This window comes from Nocardia sp. NBC_00511 (assembly GCF_045161165.1).
Classification (GTDB): domain Bacteria; phylum Actinomycetota; class Actinomycetes; order Mycobacteriales; family Mycobacteriaceae; genus Nocardia.
The window spans coordinates 2,361,235-2,376,932 of the sequence record NZ_CP107849.1 but is presented as its reverse complement, the minus strand read 5'-3'; the positions used below and the strand labels follow the sequence as shown (position 1 = coordinate 2,376,932).

22 protein-coding genes are annotated in these 15,698 nt (G+C 64.9%); 12 read left to right on the top strand and 10 right to left on the bottom strand.

Features of this window, described 5'->3' with window-relative positions; translation table 11 throughout:
- Positions 1-39 precede the first annotated feature (39 nt).
- Entirely contained in the window at positions 40-1,323 is a 1,284-nt protein-coding gene (locus OG300_RS11295; protein WP_405494897.1) for a serine hydrolase, read from the top strand.
- Between the two features lie 24 nt (positions 1,324-1,347).
- Here the strand turns inward: OG300_RS11295 and OG300_RS11290 are convergent, their stop codons facing one another.
- The gene (locus OG300_RS11290; protein ID WP_405494895.1) at positions 1,348-1,845 is read right to left on the bottom strand and encodes a DUF421 domain-containing protein; all 498 of its coding nucleotides are present in this window, start codon (positions 1,843-1,845) and stop codon (positions 1,348-1,350) included.
- A 208-nt stretch (positions 1,846-2,053) separates the two neighbouring features.
- Between OG300_RS11290 and OG300_RS11285 the strand changes: the two genes are divergently transcribed.
- The 4 genes from OG300_RS11285 (at position 2,054) to OG300_RS11270 (ending at position 4,941) form a co-directional block, all read left to right on the top strand.
- The gene (locus OG300_RS11285; protein ID WP_405494893.1) at positions 2,054-2,266 is read left to right on the top strand and encodes a hypothetical protein; all 213 of its coding nucleotides are present in this window, start codon (positions 2,054-2,056) and stop codon (positions 2,264-2,266) included.
- A 70-nt stretch (positions 2,267-2,336) separates the two neighbouring features.
- Positions 2,337-2,864: a nitroreductase gene (locus OG300_RS11280; protein ID WP_405494891.1), complete on the top strand. Its 528-nt coding sequence runs from the start codon at positions 2,337-2,339 to the stop codon at positions 2,862-2,864.
- Between the two features lie 61 nt (positions 2,865-2,925).
- Entirely contained in the window at positions 2,926-3,996 is a 1,071-nt protein-coding gene (locus OG300_RS11275; RefSeq protein ID WP_405494889.1) for an NAD(P)-dependent oxidoreductase, read from the top strand.
- A 252-nt stretch (positions 3,997-4,248) separates the two neighbouring features.
- Complete coding sequence (locus OG300_RS11270) at positions 4,249-4,941, top strand: class I SAM-dependent methyltransferase (RefSeq protein ID WP_405494888.1); 693 nt, start codon at positions 4,249-4,251, stop codon at positions 4,939-4,941.
- Positions 4,942-5,296: 355 nt separating this feature from the next.
- On the opposite strand, the gene OG300_RS11265 is transcribed toward OG300_RS11270, so the two are convergent.
- From OG300_RS11265 to OG300_RS11240, 6 genes are all read right to left on the bottom strand, one after another.
- Positions 5,297-5,521 carry a RidA family protein gene (locus OG300_RS11265; protein ID WP_405494886.1) on the bottom strand — a complete coding sequence of 75 codons (225 nt, stop codon included), beginning with the start codon at positions 5,519-5,521 and terminating at the stop codon, positions 5,297-5,299.
- Between the two features lie 11 nt (positions 5,522-5,532).
- Positions 5,533-5,697, bottom strand: a complete 165-nt coding sequence (locus OG300_RS11260) for a hypothetical protein (RefSeq protein WP_405494884.1) — start codon at positions 5,695-5,697, stop codon at positions 5,533-5,535.
- Between the two features lie 82 nt (positions 5,698-5,779).
- Complete coding sequence (locus OG300_RS11255; protein ID WP_405494882.1) at positions 5,780-6,292, bottom strand: nitroreductase/quinone reductase family protein; 513 nt, start codon at positions 6,290-6,292, stop codon at positions 5,780-5,782.
- Positions 6,293-6,346: 54 nt separating this feature from the next.
- On the bottom strand, positions 6,347-7,402 hold the full coding sequence (locus tag OG300_RS11250; protein ID WP_405494880.1) for a dihydrodipicolinate reductase: 1,056 nt from the start codon (positions 7,400-7,402) through the stop codon (positions 6,347-6,349).
- A 33-nt stretch (positions 7,403-7,435) separates the two neighbouring features.
- Complete coding sequence (locus OG300_RS11245; RefSeq protein WP_405494878.1) at positions 7,436-8,323, bottom strand: LLM class flavin-dependent oxidoreductase; 888 nt, start codon at positions 8,321-8,323, stop codon at positions 7,436-7,438.
- A 53-nt stretch (positions 8,324-8,376) separates the two neighbouring features.
- Positions 8,377-9,279: a helix-turn-helix transcriptional regulator gene (locus tag OG300_RS11240; protein ID WP_405494876.1), complete on the bottom strand. Its 903-nt coding sequence runs from the start codon at positions 9,277-9,279 to the stop codon at positions 8,377-8,379.
- Positions 9,280-9,381: 102 nt separating this feature from the next.
- On the opposite strand from OG300_RS11240, the gene OG300_RS11235 reads away from it, so the two are divergent.
- Entirely contained in the window at positions 9,382-10,104 is a 723-nt protein-coding gene (locus tag OG300_RS11235; protein ID WP_405494874.1) for an SDR family oxidoreductase, read from the top strand.
- Between the two features lie 45 nt (positions 10,105-10,149).
- On the opposite strand, the gene OG300_RS11230 is transcribed toward OG300_RS11235, so the two are convergent.
- Entirely contained in the window at positions 10,150-11,019 is an 870-nt protein-coding gene (locus OG300_RS11230; protein WP_405494872.1) for an alpha/beta fold hydrolase, read from the bottom strand.
- Between the two features lie 118 nt (positions 11,020-11,137).
- Here OG300_RS11230 and OG300_RS11225 point away from each other — a divergent pair, with 118 nt between their 5' ends.
- Positions 11,138-11,533, top strand: coding sequence for a winged helix-turn-helix transcriptional regulator (locus tag OG300_RS11225; protein ID WP_405498525.1), 396 nt, complete (start codon positions 11,138-11,140; stop codon positions 11,531-11,533).
- A 164-nt stretch (positions 11,534-11,697) separates the two neighbouring features.
- A complete protein-coding gene (locus OG300_RS11220; protein WP_405494870.1) occupies positions 11,698-12,114 on the top strand; it encodes a hypothetical protein in 417 nt (138 codons plus the stop codon).
- Between the two features lie 49 nt (positions 12,115-12,163).
- On the opposite strand, the gene OG300_RS11215 is transcribed toward OG300_RS11220, so the two are convergent.
- A complete protein-coding gene (locus OG300_RS11215) occupies positions 12,164-12,775 on the bottom strand; it encodes a TenA family protein (protein ID WP_405494868.1) in 612 nt (203 codons plus the stop codon).
- Between the two features lie 77 nt (positions 12,776-12,852).
- On the opposite strand from OG300_RS11215, the gene cutA reads away from it, so the two are divergent.
- Positions 12,853-13,188, top strand: a complete 336-nt coding sequence (gene cutA, locus OG300_RS11210) for a divalent-cation tolerance protein CutA (RefSeq protein WP_405494866.1) — start codon at positions 12,853-12,855, stop codon at positions 13,186-13,188.
- Between the two features lie 21 nt (positions 13,189-13,209).
- On the opposite strand, the gene OG300_RS11205 is transcribed toward cutA, so the two are convergent.
- Complete coding sequence (locus OG300_RS11205; protein ID WP_405494864.1) at positions 13,210-13,791, bottom strand: MarR family winged helix-turn-helix transcriptional regulator; 582 nt, start codon at positions 13,789-13,791, stop codon at positions 13,210-13,212.
- A gap of 80 nt (positions 13,792-13,871) precedes the next feature.
- Between OG300_RS11205 and OG300_RS11200 the strand changes: the two genes are divergently transcribed.
- Genes OG300_RS11200 through OG300_RS11190 form a run of 3 tightly spaced genes read left to right on the top strand, consistent with a single transcriptional unit; the run spans position 13,872 to position 15,605 of the window.
- Positions 13,872-14,309 (top strand): carboxymuconolactone decarboxylase family protein, encoded by a 438-nt coding sequence (locus tag OG300_RS11200; RefSeq protein ID WP_405494862.1) that lies wholly within the window; start codon positions 13,872-13,874, stop codon positions 14,307-14,309.
- 52 nt (positions 14,310-14,361) lie between these two features.
- Entirely contained in the window at positions 14,362-14,769 is a 408-nt protein-coding gene (locus OG300_RS11195; protein WP_405494860.1) for a RidA family protein, read from the top strand.
- Between the two features lie 35 nt (positions 14,770-14,804).
- Positions 14,805-15,605, top strand: a complete 801-nt coding sequence (locus OG300_RS11190) for a GNAT family N-acetyltransferase (protein ID WP_405494858.1) — start codon at positions 14,805-14,807, stop codon at positions 15,603-15,605.
- The last annotated feature ends 93 nt before the right edge of the window (positions 15,606-15,698 follow it).

Genomic DNA, 15,698 nt, shown 5'->3' with positions numbered 1-15,698 from the left:
TCCGATGTCGGTTATATTTCCATTTATGGAATCAATGGAGTGTCGGCTTTCAATCGAACCGAGGACAGCATGATCGGGCAGACAGGCACGGATATGGCCGTCACGACCGCGGACGAGCAGCTGGGTTGGCTGGTGACCGCATCCGCTCGGATCCCGCTGTCCGAGAATGAGATTCAGCAGCGCGTAGCCCCAGCGCTATTGACTGCCAGCGGAGGTACGGCGGGCTTCAACGCGGCGGCTGGGGCGGTAGGCCCGCTGACCGTCGTTCGTGCGGCCACTGCGGCGCACCGCGCCGACCATGCCCGGAGCGTGGTGCGTGGCGGCGGTCGTGACTACCTGCTCACGGTGCGCGTGGATGGGACAGGCCGGATAAGCCACCTCGAACTCACGCCCGACGAGGTTCTGCCCGCTTCCTGGCCGGAGGTGGACACCCTCCTGACCGCGTTGAGTGGGCGCGTGTCGTTCGCCGCGGCCGCGCTTGAACCCGACGGAACATGCCGGATCGAGCACGGTTTCAATCCCGACACACTGCGTCCGATCGGATCAGGTTTCAAGCTGTATGTCCTTGGGGCACTAGGCCAAGCTGTCACTGAGGGGCGCGCAAGCTGGAGCGAGTCATTGGCGATCCGCGAGGACCACAAGAGTCTGCCATCCGGCATCCTTCAGGACCGCCCCGCCGGTGACGCACTCCCACTGGCCGACCATGCCGACCTCATGATGTCGATCAGCGACAACACCGCCACCGATCACCTGATCCACCGCCTGGGCCGGGACGCGATGGTCCGCCAACTCCGCCTATTCAGCCATCAGCAGCCTCATGTCAACGAGCCATTCTTGACGACAAAGGCGTTCTTCCAGTTCAGGTTTCGCACCACCGAAGAGCGACGGTACTTGTCGATGCCGGTTGCGGAACGACTCGGCGTGCTCGAGCAGCTCGAACAACTCCCTCTGCCCGACACCTCCCAGCCGTGGACAGCACCGCGAAACATCGACGGGATCGAATGGTTCGCCTCCCCCGCCGATATCTGCCGCGCCTACGCTGGCCTGCTCCGCCTCGACCAGCCCGAAATCGGCCATGCCCTTTCCCTCGACACCGGCGGATTGGGTTTGGATCCCGACGAATTCCCCACGGTCTGGTACAAGCCCGGTAGCGAGCCGGGTGTGATGACGCTGAACTACTTGGCCCGCAACGCATCCGGTCGCGCCATGGCGGTCAGCCTCATGGTCTCCGACCTCACTGAGCCACTCGACAGCATGGACACGCTCGCCGAAGGCCGTCACATCATCCGGGGCGCCTTTCATCTACTGGCACAACAACACTGATCCCGAAGAGCGCCCGGGTCCTCGTCAGAGACGCTCATGCAACTCTTGGCGCAGAGCGGCCAGTTCGGCCCGCAGAGCGGCGACATCGTTCTTGTCAGCGGCTTGGTCGCCTTTGCGCAGGGTCACCAGAAGCATTCCGCTGGGCTGTAGAACCACCTCGGCCGCCTCGACACCCGCGTCACCATCCTGATTGCGTACCGCCAACTCCAAATCCGAGCGGCGCAATCGATTGCGACTGATCTCCTTGGGCATCCAGTTGCCGTCACTGACCAACGTGGCTGGAAGCCATTCGACCAGGCGGCTGAAACGAGGCGACATGATCGTGGCCCGCACCATCGCGCCGTTGATCAGGATCAGGACCAGCGCACCGAAAGCGGCTCCGGTGACCGAGTTGTCGGGGCCGATCACGGCGTTCTGGAGTGTGGACGCCAGCAATAGCATCGCGATCAAGTCGAAAGTATTGAGCTGAGCCAGATCCCGCTTGCCCGCCAGTCGCAGTAGGAGCAACACCACGAAATACACGAGGACCGTGCGCACCGCCTTTTCGAGATACGGAACGTCGGCGTCCAAGCGCCTCGATTTCCGAGGCAACCTGGTCTTGTTGATCCGCTCGGAGTCCGACCCAGCAGAAAACGAGTACCTTGAGATAGTTGATCAACAAGTGATCCCATCCGCTACCTATCTCGTGCACATCGGTCATACATCGGCCTCTACGAGAGGGATCGGTTCCATGGGCAACACCATCGAGACAGCGCTGGAGAAACTCATCGAGCACGCGCGCGAGGAACTACATCTGCGGCGGCATCGTGACCAGGAGAAAACCAATCACTCCGAGCACGGTCATGACATGGCGAAGCTGCTGACCAACGCCGAGGAAGTCGACCGCTACGCCAGGCAGATCCTGTCGATGCACGAGAAGGAACTCCCCACCTTGCGCGCCTGACGATCAGTGAACGCGCAGGCAGCACCGATGTTCGAATGTCGCTGACCGGCAATCCAATACGATCGGCCGGATGGATGTCTACGAGGCTGTGCGGAGCAGGCAGTCGATTCGTGCGTTCACCGACGATCGCGTAACCGCCGGAGATTCCGGCGACAAACCAGAATTCGGGTTCTACCCGCTGCAACTGACATCACCATTTCGAGAACGCCTGACGGATATGGGTGCTCGCCGATACGGCGCACTCGGTATCGCCGCCGATGACGCGCAGTCCCGTGCAAGAATCCGCGCCGAGAATTGGAACTGCTTCGGCGCGTCCACAGCATTGTTCTGCTACCTGGACCGCGACATGCCACCACCACAATGGGCGGACGCAGGCATGTTCCTGCAAACGGTGATGCTGCTGCTTCGCGCCGAAAAACTACACAGCTGCACTCAAATCGCATGGGCGGAATACCACCACACCGTCGACGCCGTGATCTCCCCACCGACCGACCGAATCCTCTTCTGCGGCATGTCAATCGGCTACGCCAACCCCGACTCTCCCCACCCCTCGATGCCCCGAGCTCCGCTCGCGGAGGCAGTGACGTTCCTGGAGTGAGAAGGCTCAAGGACCCACCGCCCGTTCGAAATTCGCGCCGTCCGAGTGGTGAGGTGAGCTTGTGATCCAAACCTGTGCACCCTCGACGCCCCGAGTTCTGATCATCGATCCCGCACCCGCAGCGTTCGCAGTACAGGAGCTCGAGCGATTCACGGCACTGGGCCTCGCTCCGACCGTCAACCTGCGGCGAGTCACCGACCCGGCTGTGTGCGCTCAGATCGCCGCACGGTGGGACTGCATCGATATCGACGGGTTCGACACCGAAGAGCTCGTCGCCACGATCGAACGCGGCTGCGGCTACGACGCCCTCAAATGCCGTGCGGGCATCCCCCTCACCTCGGACGTTCTCGAGCGCGCGACCGCCGACACCTTGGACCAACCGCTACGCCTCGTGGGCCGGGCCGCTACGGGCCTCGACACCTTCGACTTGGATGCGGCCCGCGCGCTGAACGTCGCGATCCGGTTCTCGGCGGGCGCCAACGCGGCCGCGGTCGCCGAATTCACGATCGGACTGATGCTCGACGGACTGCGTGGAATCAGCCGCCGCAGCGCAGCGCTGCACGCCGCTGACTGGTCCACCGCGATCGGTGACCTGCCCGCCCGAAGTTTGAGCGAATCCCGGGTCGGGATCATCGGAACCGGCACGATCGCCCGCGAAGTCGCAACGCGCCTAGCGTCGTTCGGCACCGAGGTATGGGTTCACGGCTCTACCCGCTTCACCCCGGAGAGTGCTGCCGGATGGCCGGGACGGCGCACCGAATCGCTGAGCGAACTCCTCTCGAGCTGCGATGTCGTCACCGTCCATGTTCCGGGTACGTCCGAGACCAACGCATTGCTGGGTGCGGCAGAGCTACGTGAGATGAGGCCGAACTCATTGCTGGTCAACACTTCCCGGGCGAGCGTCGTCCCTGAAGAAGCCCTCGACGCCGTACTGCGCGAGACCAACTCGGGTCCGTCCCATGCCTGCATCGATGTCTTCGCGCGCGAAGGTCAGCAATTCGATTCCCCGCTGGCCGGCAACCCCCATGCCACCTTGACACCGCATATGGCGGGAATGACCTCGAGTGCGATGCGCGCGGCTTCCACACAATTGCTCGACGAATTCGCGCGGTTCTACGCATCTGGGAAGTAGGGATCATGCTCGAGCCTGGCCCTGTAGCTCATTCCCCCGGACAGGATAGACCAGTGCCATGAAGTTCCTTGTGCACGTACCTGTTTCGCGTCTCTGATATGGGCTGCAAGCATCGTTGCCGTACCCCTGGCAGTCGCCGTGGTCGCTCTACAGAATGACTCGGCGGAATCTGCACGATCAGCCTCGCTTCGGCTCATGGCTCTCGCTCGTCCCGGAGGTGAGTGTGCCCCTGCTGTGCGGCACGATAGCGATGTGATCGAGTTTTTGGACGACGCTCGCTTGGAGCAGACCGCGGTGGTGGCGAACTCCGAGATGAATCGTGAGCGCCGATTGCCTGCCTATCGTCGCGAGCTCGGGTTCGATCCGGTGGAGTGGCTGACGGATAGGCCCTCGCCGCAGCGGTGGCTGGATATCGGATGTGGGAGCGGGCGGGCGCTTTCGGAGGCGTCCCGATCGCTGTCAGGGCGGTGCGAGATCATCGGCTTGGACCTCGTTGGATACTTCGCCGAACCATCCGACACCGGGGTCGATCTGGTCACCGGGTCGGTATTGGCATGGGCCCCGAACATCGCGGTCGACCTCATCACCGCCGTCCATGTGCTGCACTACGTCGGAGACAAGCTCGCGGCACTGACACGGATGGCGTCCTGGCTCACCCCTGATGGACGACTCGTCGCCAGTTTCGATGCCACCTCGGTGCGCGGAGCGGACGGCGCACCGATCGGTGCGCCATTCATTGCCGCGTTGCGTGACAACGGATTCCAATACGACGCGAAGCGCCATCGCCTCACCCGCACTGGGCCGTCAACTCCGCGCTGGGAGTTTCACTACCTCGGCGCCGATGCCCACGCCGGACCGAACTACACCGGGCAGGACAGTGTCACCTCGCACTACACCGGCACCATGTCACGACCGTCCAGCACCTCGATCCCCGTCACGCGATGAGCTGAACCTGCCGGATCGATATGCAGAAACATGACGGATTCGCCGTCGGATTCCAAAATCACCACCCCGCCACTCGGTGAGCCGGGCGGCGCGGTCAACAAGAGTGGACAGGTGGGCGTGCAGGTACACACACCGTAGAACCTCGAGCTTGCGACGGTTTGAGCGAGACGTTCATCCTCGCAATCCAACAGTTCGATGATCTCGGTGACGAGGTCTGGAAGTACCTCAGCCAAGCGCGGGAACCCATTCGCCGACAGATCCGAACCGGCCGGCGGAGGAAGGCTTCCGGCGGGATCGGCCGCAGCGCACGGACATCCGTCACTCCCGATCGGGTCGTGCGTTGCGTTTGTCAAGGTCACCGCCGTTCGTCGTCCGACCAACCAATGGCATCGATCTCCACGCGAAAAGCCGGAGAAGCCAAGCCGCTCACGTATAGCAGGGTCATGCATGGCGCAGAGGTACCGAAGAAGTTGGCGAAAGCGGTGCGACGGGCTGTGCTGTCGATTTCGCCGACCAGATAGACCGTCACCTTCACCAGGTCTGCGACAGTCATGTTCGCGGCCGACAGGTTGTGGCGCACGTTTTCAAAGGCTACGGCGATCTGCTCGACTGGGCGTCGTCCGGGACCGAGCCGTCGGGGCGCATGCCGATCTGGCCGGACAGCATCAGCCAGCGTCCTCCTGGCCCGATCTCGATCTGGTGGGAGTATGCCGCTACGGGGGCATGAACTTCCTGCGGATTACGTTCGACCTTCACAAGACTCGAGCCTAGAGCCAACTGGCAAGGGCGGCACCGTGCTCGGGACCGCCTGCCCGCCTTGTACTTTGAGGAACCGCGTTCAGCTCTCGCCGTCGAGGGTCAGTACGACCAAGGGAATCGGGCGGTCGATCTTCGACTGGAAATCCGCCAGCAGTGGGTTTTCGGTTAGTACCCAGGCTGCGAATTCGTCGTAGGCCTCGGCTTCGAGGACCTTGCCGGTGGCCTGGTAGGTCTTGTCTCGGAGTTCGATGGTGATCTGCGGATTCGCCTTGATGTTGTGCCACCAGGCCGGGTATCTGTCGTCGACGAACGAGCTCACGTACATGGTGGTGTCTCGGTACAGGGGGCCGAGCGGGGTGGTGTGCCGCTTGCCGCTTTTGGCTCCGGTGGTGGTGAGGAGGATGAGGTCTCCGCCGGCGTAGGCACCGCCGACCTTGCCTGAGTTCTCGCGGAATTCCTTGATCACATCGTCGTTCCAGGTGGCGATGCTGCCCTCGTCGTCGCGTGCCTGGTTCCATGGCGCGTTCGGATCGTTGTACTCGGTGATCTCGGCCCGATCGGGCTGTCCCGCAGTCGATTCGATGTCGTTCATGACCCGAGTATGTCGGGGATACAGGTCAGTTCCGGTCCTAGTTCGACCGGGTGATCAGCGGGCCAGGTCGGGGTGTGCTCGGCCGGTGACCACCGGCATGTCGACGAAGGTCAGCAGGCCCGGTTCGGCGGCGCAGACGTAGGGGATCGAGTTCACGCAGTGGGCTGCGGTGACGACTATGCCGGGGTTGCGTTCCAGGCCGAGCGCCACGCTGGTCGGGTGCCATCCGTGAATCGTCACCTGGCAGTCGGGGTCGCCCTTCACCTCGACCTCGAAGCGGACGCCACCGTCGCCGTATTTCCAAGGCGGGTCGAGGTTTTCGTCGCCCATCAGCCAGTTGACCGCGACCCGGACGACCTTGGTGTCGCCGATGAAGGCCTCCCAGGCGAAGCGCTGGGCGGCGACCTGGCCGGGCTGGATCTTGCCGATCGGCGAATCGATCGGCGCGGTCGCGACCGCGACCTCGCGGCTGCTGCGGATGTCCGCGTCGGCGAAGCCGAGGGTGTCCAGGCACATGCGCACCGACTGGTCGAATCCGTTGTCCAGCAACGCCAGCATCGGACCGTTCATCGCCTGCTCGGGCGACTGACCGAAACCCATGAGGTGGCGCACCACGTCGGGGGCGTTGTAGGTGCGGATGTCGGAGTACTCCTCACCGCGCACGAAGGTGATCGCGCTGGAGAGGCCGGTGAAGAACAGTGGCTGCTGCTCGGTGGCACCGCCCGGATCGATGCCGGTTCCGTGCAGCGTCACACCGCCCTCGATGGCCGGTGCCGCCATCCGCTCCTTCTCCTCCGCGGTCGGCCAGAACCAGCCCAGCGGTGTGACCACGTTCTTGCCCGAACGCAGCAGCGCCGCAACCTCTTTCGGATTCGGCATCAGCGGCGAGTACAGGACGCAGTCGGCGTCGAGCGCGAGGATCTCGTCGATGCTGTTGGTGGCGGTGACGCCGATCGGGCCGATCCCGGCGAGCTCACCGGCGTCCCGACCGGCCTTGGCCTGCGAGTGCACCCAGCACCCGACGAGCTCGAGATCCGGGTGCAGCTGGATCTGGCCGATAGCGGCCTGGCCGAGGCCGCCGGTGGCCCACTGGATCACTCGCAGAGTCATGCAAGGAATAGAACCTGTTTCAATCCTCGAGCGTCAAGACCGGGCGGCCACCACTTCGGCGGCCACCTCGAGGAATTTCAGGTCGGTGACGGCCGGGACCAGGATGAACTCGTCGCAACCGGCCTGCGCGGCGCCGTCGAGAATGTCGGCGAGCACCTCGGGACTCGACGCGCGCGCCGAGGCGGCGACCATCCCGGCCAGCTTCGGCCCGAGGAAACCGAGGTAGTGAGCGGTGAAGGAGCGCAACGCCTCTGACGCGTCGCCGACGCCCAGCGCGGTGAAGCACCCGCTGACCTTGCGCGGGGTCGTCGTACGACCGGCCTCGGCCCAGCATCGGTCGGCGAGCTCGCCCACCTTGGCGATCTCCTCGGCGTTGCCCGCGATGCTGAAGCCGGAAATGCCGCCGGCCCAACGCGCTGCCCGGCGCATCGCCTTCGGCCCCATCGCACCGGCGAGGATGATCGGCCCGCCCGGTTGCACGCACGTCGGCCCGACCGGGTCCGCGCCCTCGAACGGCGGTTCGCCCGCGAGCAGCGACTTCAGTTCGGCGACTTTGTCATCGAGCTGCTGATGCCGTCCCGTGAAGTTCGCACCGAGAGCCCGGTAGTCGTGCTCGCGACCGCCGACACCGACGGCGACCTCGAGGCGCCCGTTCGAGAGCTGGTCGAGGGTGCCGATCTGCTGGGCGACCATCGCCACCGGATGCTGCGGCAGCACCCAGAGGTTCCCCAGCACCTGCACGCGTTCCGTCACCGCCGCACAGGCGCCCAGCGTCGCCACCATCTCCGGATTCGAGAACGTCACCCGCTCCCCCACCGAGACGCTCGAAAACGGGCCCGCGTCGATCCGCCGAGCCCAATCGACCGTCGTACCCGGTCCGTAGCCGGGAGCCATTTGTGGAAGTGCGACACCGATCTTCATATGGCGACCTTCTCAGACCCACCCGGCCCCGGTCAGGCGAATCCGATTCCGGATCACCGCGCGGACCGCTGATCTAGGTCCGGCGGATAACCCTCGGAGTTCGCGGCAATTGTTCGTGGCTCCTCACAGCGGCTTTCGCGAGCGGTAGCGGCCAGCGAACCGAGCAGGGTAAGGGCGTGACTGCTGGGGGTGTCGGGGGCAGCGTGGTAGACGACGAGTGTTTGACCGGGGCTGGAACGGACATCGAAGGTCTGCATCGTCAGGGTGAGCGAACCGACGTCGCGGTGGTGGAATTGCTTGCTCTGCAGGAACTTTCCCCACGCATCGTGAGTGGTCCACAATCGGGCGAATTCTGCACTGCGGCAAAGTAGTTCGTTGAGCACCTGCTGAATCCGCGGGTCGTCGGGGGCTTCGCCGTGGCCGAAACGGAATCCGGCCACCGAGTTGCGGGCGACGTCGGGCCAGTCCGTGTAGAACTGTCGGGCGGCGGGATCGGTGAAGACGATGTGCATCAGGTTGCGCGAATGGGTCCAGTCGTGGAAGAGCGCGTCGGCGATCGCGTTTGAGGCGAGGACATCGCAGGCGCGGTTGTAAACGATTGCCGGGTTGTCGGGCCAGGCCGCCATGAGTTGCGACAGGCTCGGGTCGATGCGGTCGGGTGTGGTGGATGTGCGGGTACGCGGGGCGAGGCCGGCCAGCCGGAACAGATGGTGTCGACCGTCGGCGTCGAGCCGCAACGCGGTGGACAGGGCATCGACCACCTGAGCCGAGGGGCCGCGTTCACGGCCCTGTTCGAGCCGGATGTAGTAGTCGACGCTGACCCCGACCAGCAGCGCGATTTCCTCGCGACGCAGACCCGGAACGCGACGCTGTCCGGCCGACCGGAGACCGACCTGCTCGGGACGTAGTTGCGCGCGGCGGGCACGCAGGTAGTCGCCTAGCTCGGTGGGGGCCATAACGGTCATCGTAGGTCGCGGCGGCACGGTGATCCTGGGTGCGTTACTCCCAGGAGAACGGCGTCCTGCCGCATCGGCTGCGGCACAGCCAGTGTGGTCGGCATGACTACGGAACAGAAGACAGTGCTGGTCACCGGTGCCAGCAGTGGAATCGGCGAGGCCATCGCCACTCGGCTCGCCGGTGCGGGACATCGCGTCGTCGCGGGGGCCCGGCGTACTGACCGACTGCACGCCTTGGCCGAACGTACCAAGGGCGATCTGCACCCGATCCGGCTCGATGTGACCGACCCGGCGGACGTCGCCGCATTCGTGGCGGCCGCTCACCAGCAGACCGGACGCGTCGATGTGCTCATCAGCAATGCCGGGGTGATGCCGCTGTCCCGGCTGGATTCGCTGCTGGTCGACGAATGGAACCGGATGATCGATGTCAACGTGCGCGGCCTCCTGCACGGAATCGCCTCGGCGCTACCGTATTTCACCACGCAGGGCTCGGGCCACTTCGTCACGATCGCGAGCATCGGCGCTCACCAGGTGGTTCCGACCAGCGCGGTGTACAGCGGCACCAAGTACGCCGCCTGGGCGATCACCGAAGGGCTGCGGCAGGAGTGCGATCCCTCGGTTCGGGTCACGACCGTCTCCCCCGGCGTGGTCACCTCCGAGTTGGCGGACTCCATCACCGAATCCGGTGCGGCACAGGCAATGCGCGCCTATCGGGCGCATGCCATCACGCCGGACGCCATTGCTGCGGCCGTCTCCTACGCCATCGACCAGCCTGCCGACGTCGACGTGAACGAGATCATCGTGCGGCCGAGCCGACAGCGGTGACGATCATCCACCTCAGCGGTTGCGTCGCTCCGCACGAGTGCGCTGTCAAACATGTTCTGCCGCGAGGAATGGCACGATGAGGTCGAGCAGTTCCTGCGGACGATCGAGCGGGATGATATGACCGCAATCCGGAATGACCTGTCCCACAAGGTTGTCGGTGATGGGGCGCAGTTGCCGTTCCAGCGCGTCGCCGACCGGGTGGGCGCCTATCGCCAGGGTCGGTGCGGTGAGCCTGGAAGTCGTTGCGGAGTGCTCGAGTTGGCGTGCGCTGGTGGGCAGTGCACGGTAGTAGGAGAAGGCGCAACGTAGGGCGTCATTTTCGGTGAAGGAATCGACGAATGCGTCGTGGATATCCGTTGACACGCCACGACCGCGGGTGCCGGTGGTGAGAAACCATTCGATGTACCGCGCTTCGTGGCCGGCCAGGACTTCTTCGGCGAGACCGGGGACGGCGTGGAAACCGAACCACCAGGGCGGGCCCGCGGCGAGGAAGTTCTCGGCACCGGGGAGAGTGCCCAGCAGGGCTTCCATGACCACCAGCCGTCGCACTCGAGCGGGGTGCCGCAGGGCGAGTAGGACCGCGACCGGGGTGCCTGCGTCGATCGCGACCACGGCCGCGGTGGGTTCGCCGAGGGCGTCGAGTATTCCGGCGATGTCGGTGGCCAGGGTGTCGGCGTCGTAGCCGTCCGAGGCGCGGCTGCTGGCGCCGAATCCGCGCAGGTCCGGGGCGATGACGCGGTAGTCGGCGGACAGCGGGCCGATGATCTCGCTCCACAGTCGCCAGGTGTGCGGAAAGCCGTGCAGCAGAACGACCGCGGGGCCGGAACCGGCGATGGCGACGTTGGCGTGGATGCCGTTGGTCTCGATCTGGCGCAGCTCGATCGACGCGGTGCGGGGTGGTGGCGTGCGGGACATCGACCCTCCAGGTGGTAACTATTGGTTACCATGAAACGGTAGGTAACAGCTGCTACGCTGCCAAGACGGCACGTTGAGTACAGGTGGTGAGGTCCAGGTGACTGCTCGATCAGCTGATGTGGAGGCGCCACGTCGCGGTGATCTGTTCGATAGCCAATGCCCGACACGTCAGTTGCTGGACCGTGTCGGAACGAAATGGACGTCGATGGCGGTCAAGGTGCTCGCGCAGGCCGATCCGGGTGAGGTGCGGTTCGCCGAGCTGCGGCGGCGCATGCCCGGCGTCTCACAGAAGATGCTGTCGGTGACTCTGCAGAGTCTGGTCCGCGACGGTCTGGCCACTCGCCGAGTGGAGCCGACGGTGCCACCGCGCGTGCACTATCGACTCACGGAACTCGGCTTGTCCCTGGAGGTTCCGTTGGCGGCGTTGCGCGTTTGGGCCGAGGATCATATGGCCGAGATCGACCGCGCCAACGCCAGCAACGACGCACAGGCCGAATCAGCCGCCACAGAATAACTTCCCGATACCTGCCGATGTCAGCGTCCCTGCCGGGTGCGAGTGCGGTCCGAGTCGGGAATTTGCGTGCCCATGGGAGTAGGGGCGCAACGGTTTTGGCTCCAGATGCGAATAGAACGGTAGTGCCGGATGGAAGCACCTCCGGCCGAACCAGGGGGAACCACATGACTGCCTTTGCCACCGGCACCCGCAAGGCGGCCGTCGCCATGAGCGCGATCGCCGCAGGACTCTTCGTCTCGCTGACGGGTGCGGGTGCGCCCCACGCCAGCGGGGTCAATGCCGAGATCAAATTCGCGTACGGCGCCGACCACGGCAGCGTGGACGGCTACATCAACCGCGGATACTCCGACGTGTGGCGCTTCGATGCCCGCGGCGGTCAACAGTTGAGCGCCGTACTCGCCTCGCACTACACGTCCGCCTCCGGAACCGGCATCTACACCCTCACCGCACCCACCGGCCAACTGCTCGCCGTCGACACCACCGAATCCGAGCTCTACCTCCCGGTCACCGGCACCTACTACCTGACGATCATGTCGCCCACGAACGATGCGTCGTACACCCTGAACCTCGGAATCGACTGAGCCTCAACGATATACAGGCGGCCGCCGCTCACCGATACGATCTACCGGTTCACCCTCGGCTGAGCGGCACATCCCAGAACGCGAGTTCGTGACGCATACCGGTCAGGAACAGCTCCTCCGCGTTGTCACCGCCCGCTTCGTCGAGCATCTGGGCGCAGCGGGCGGTGAGCGCCGCGAAGCCGGGGTCGGCGTAGGTGTCGATCCAGCGCTGGTAGCGCGGGTCGGCGGGCGGGTTTGAGGCGAGCATGGCGCCGAGCGTCGAATAGCCCCACATGCAGGGGTAGAGGGCGGCTAGGCCATCAGCATAGTTCGCGGCCGAATCCAGCAGGAACGCAGTGTATTTCGTGCACGGTTCACCCTTGATGGCGCCATCGAGGTTGGCGCCGAACTCCGCTGCCAGACTGCGGTGCATCGACAGTTCGTCGTGGAAAGTCGCGTGCGCGAGGTCGACCAGATCGCCGAGATGGGCGGCCGGTGCCTGCCACGCGAGCCTGGAGAAGACGCGCACGTAGTCGAGCAGGAACAGGTAGTCCTGCTCCAGCCAGGACCGAAACACCGGCTCAGCGAGATCACCTTTCGCGATCCCCGCCACGGTCGGATGCGCCAGCTGCTCCTCGACCAGCGGGCGGCCGAGCTGCTCGAGACGCGCTGCAAGACTCATGCGTGAAGTCTCTCCTACTGCCCCGATTGCGTTGGCGGCGGTCTTGGCACTGCTTCCGGCTGAATAGTCTTGGATCCATGGCGGAGGCACGGGTGTGGTCGGTTACTACTACGACGCCGACCGAGGAAGATGCGAGGGAGATTGCTCGCACGGTTGTGGCCGAGCGCCTGGCAGCGGGTGCGGAGGTGACGGGTCCGGCGTGGTCGGTGTTCTGGCACCTCGATCAACTCGGCGAGGGCCAGGAATGGCGGGTCACGCTGAAAACATCGGCGGCGGTGCGGGATCGCCTCGTTGCACGGATTCTGGAGTTGCATCCGTGGGCCGGTGGGCCGGAGATCATCGCGACGCCGGTTGCGTGGTCGACGGAAGGTTACGTCGACTGGGTCGAGAAGTGTACTGCCGCAGCTCAATAGCAACGCGATTGGGCCTTTCCGTCAACGCCCTCGACTAGTGCTGGTGGTGTTCGCGTTGTTCACGGGGCAGTTGCCCTCGCTGCGACCGCATGCGGCGAAGTCACAGAGGCGGCACAACCAAGGTTGTGGACGGTCGGTGGTGCGGGTGGCGCGGTCCTCGGCTCTGGACTGAGTGACCGCGGTCAACATCGCGTCCAACGCGGCTGCGAGATTGTCGATCTCGTCCGGGGGCAGTGCGGACAGTGCGCTCGCCAATGACTGCTCGCGTGCTCGAAGTATCTGTTCGGCCGTGCTGCGGCCATCTTGGGTCAAGACCACGGAGACGGCCCGTCCGTCCTGTGCTCCGACACGCTCGGCGAGGCCTTGGGCGACGAGGCGGTCGACCAGTCGGACCGTGCCCGAGTGGGTCAGGCCGAGCACGGAGCTCAGCTGCGTTACCGATGTGCCGTCGAGGAACTCATGCATGGCGGCGAGGGCGGCCGGGGCCGACGGGCCGAGCGCGGCGATCGCTTCGACGGCGGTGTTCATCCGATCGGCGATTGCGAGACTCAACGCGCCCAGGACGTTGGCGGCGTGCTGGCGGCTTGACGGGGTTCGAGACATGGCTCTAGTTTATATGCATGAGTCATACAAATACCCCAACGGGGCGCGGCGAGTCCACGGTGGAACCGGTGGAAGCACGTATGAAGACCGTGGCGAGCCTCGACTTGATCACCGGGATCGAGCATCTCCAGAAGGCGATTCACGCAGGTGGAGTAGACCCGCTCGTGCTCGAGCTGGTTCATCTGCGGGCCAGTCAGATCAACGGGTGCAGCCCTTGCGTTTTCACCGGCGTCCAGTCGGCGAAGAAGCTTGGGGAGACCGACGAGCGACTGCACAACGTGGTCGCCTGGCGCGAGACCCCGTTCTTCACCGAGGCGGAGCGGGCGGCACTCGCGCTGGCCGAGGCGGCCACCCGGATCCAGGACGGCTCGCCGGGCGTGACCGACGAGATCTGGGCGGCGGCTGCCGCCCACTTCGACGACAAGCAGATCTTTTCGATCGTCCTGAACATCGCGATCACCAATTTCTTCAACCGGATCAACCACACGATCCGGGAGCCGGGCGGCAAGACCTGGTGAAGCCGGGTCTGCGACCCACAGCCCACGGCCCGACGCTCCGACGGAGGCTCCGATGTCAGTGACCACGATCAACCCGCCGGGGCTGCCCACCCCGAAGGGCTACGCCCATGTCTCGGTGGCGACAGGTTCGCGGCTGATCCATATAGCCGGGCAGGCAGCCCACGACCCCGACGGCACTATCGTCGGCCCGGGAGACCTCACCGCTCAAACCGAACGCGCGCTGGGCAACGTGGCGATCGCGCTCGCCGCGGCCGCAGCCACCTTCGACGACGTTGTGAATCTGACGTTCTACGTTCCCAACTGGGACGAATCCAAGTATCCGGCTCTGGCCGAAGGCATGCGAGCCGCAGCAGCCACGCTGGGCATCAACCCGATCAAACCCGGTGCCCTGGTCGGTGTCGCCAGCCTCGGCCGTCCCGATTGGCTGATCGAGATTTCCGCCACCGCCGTGACCACCTGACTGCGATCCTGGACTGCTGCGGAATGATCCAGAGCGTGACCGATGATGCGGCGAGTCCGATGAACTCCGGTATGTCGCCGGTGTCCGGTGACCCGGTATGCACGATCCGCGATGGCGATGGGGTGCCGATTGCCCACTACGAGCACGAGTGGCGCAGTGGTCGACCTTGGGCTGCGGACTTGTCGATGGACGATGAAGTCACGACGGTGAATCCGCGTGTCGTGTCCTTGGTCGCCACGACACTGGCAGGCTGGGGCGCCACCGCCATCGCGGAGGTCGCTGGTCCGTTCATTGCCAACGGAGCACAGTCGGTGCGCGTATTCCACACTTACACAATGAATCTGACGGATTCATCGGCGACTATCGAGCCGGATCTACGCCCGGGCCTGCGCGCGGTCCCGGCTCGGAATATGTCGGCCGCGGCACTGCGCCCCGCATTGTCGGCCGCGTATCCGCCTTCTCATCCCGATTTCGACAGCGAGGCATTCGCGGCACTCGACGGGCTTTACGACGGCACACTGATGGGGCCGTTGTCGCCATGCAGCACAACGGTAGTCGAGGGACACCGGGTCGTGGCGGCGGCATTGGTCAACGACACCGAATCGGACGGGCCATGGCTGTCGGAAATCTTCAGGGTCCCCGAGCCACAATTCGCGGGACTCGGCACGGCCCTGCTTCAGATTGTCATCGCCCAAGCCACCGCTGCGGGCCTGCCTACCCTCGGTTTGTCGGTCACCGACTCCAATCCCGCCCGCACCGTCTACGAGCGAATCGGCTTCCGCCGCACCGGGACCTGGATGGATTTCATTTTTCCAGCCCCAGGTGTCGAGCCGTGAAGCTGGCGCCCAACTCCCGCGATAGCCGTCGCTGACGCATCGAATGTCGGCTTCCCGCTGAGGGATTGAGGCACGAGCGAGTCAGGCAACCTT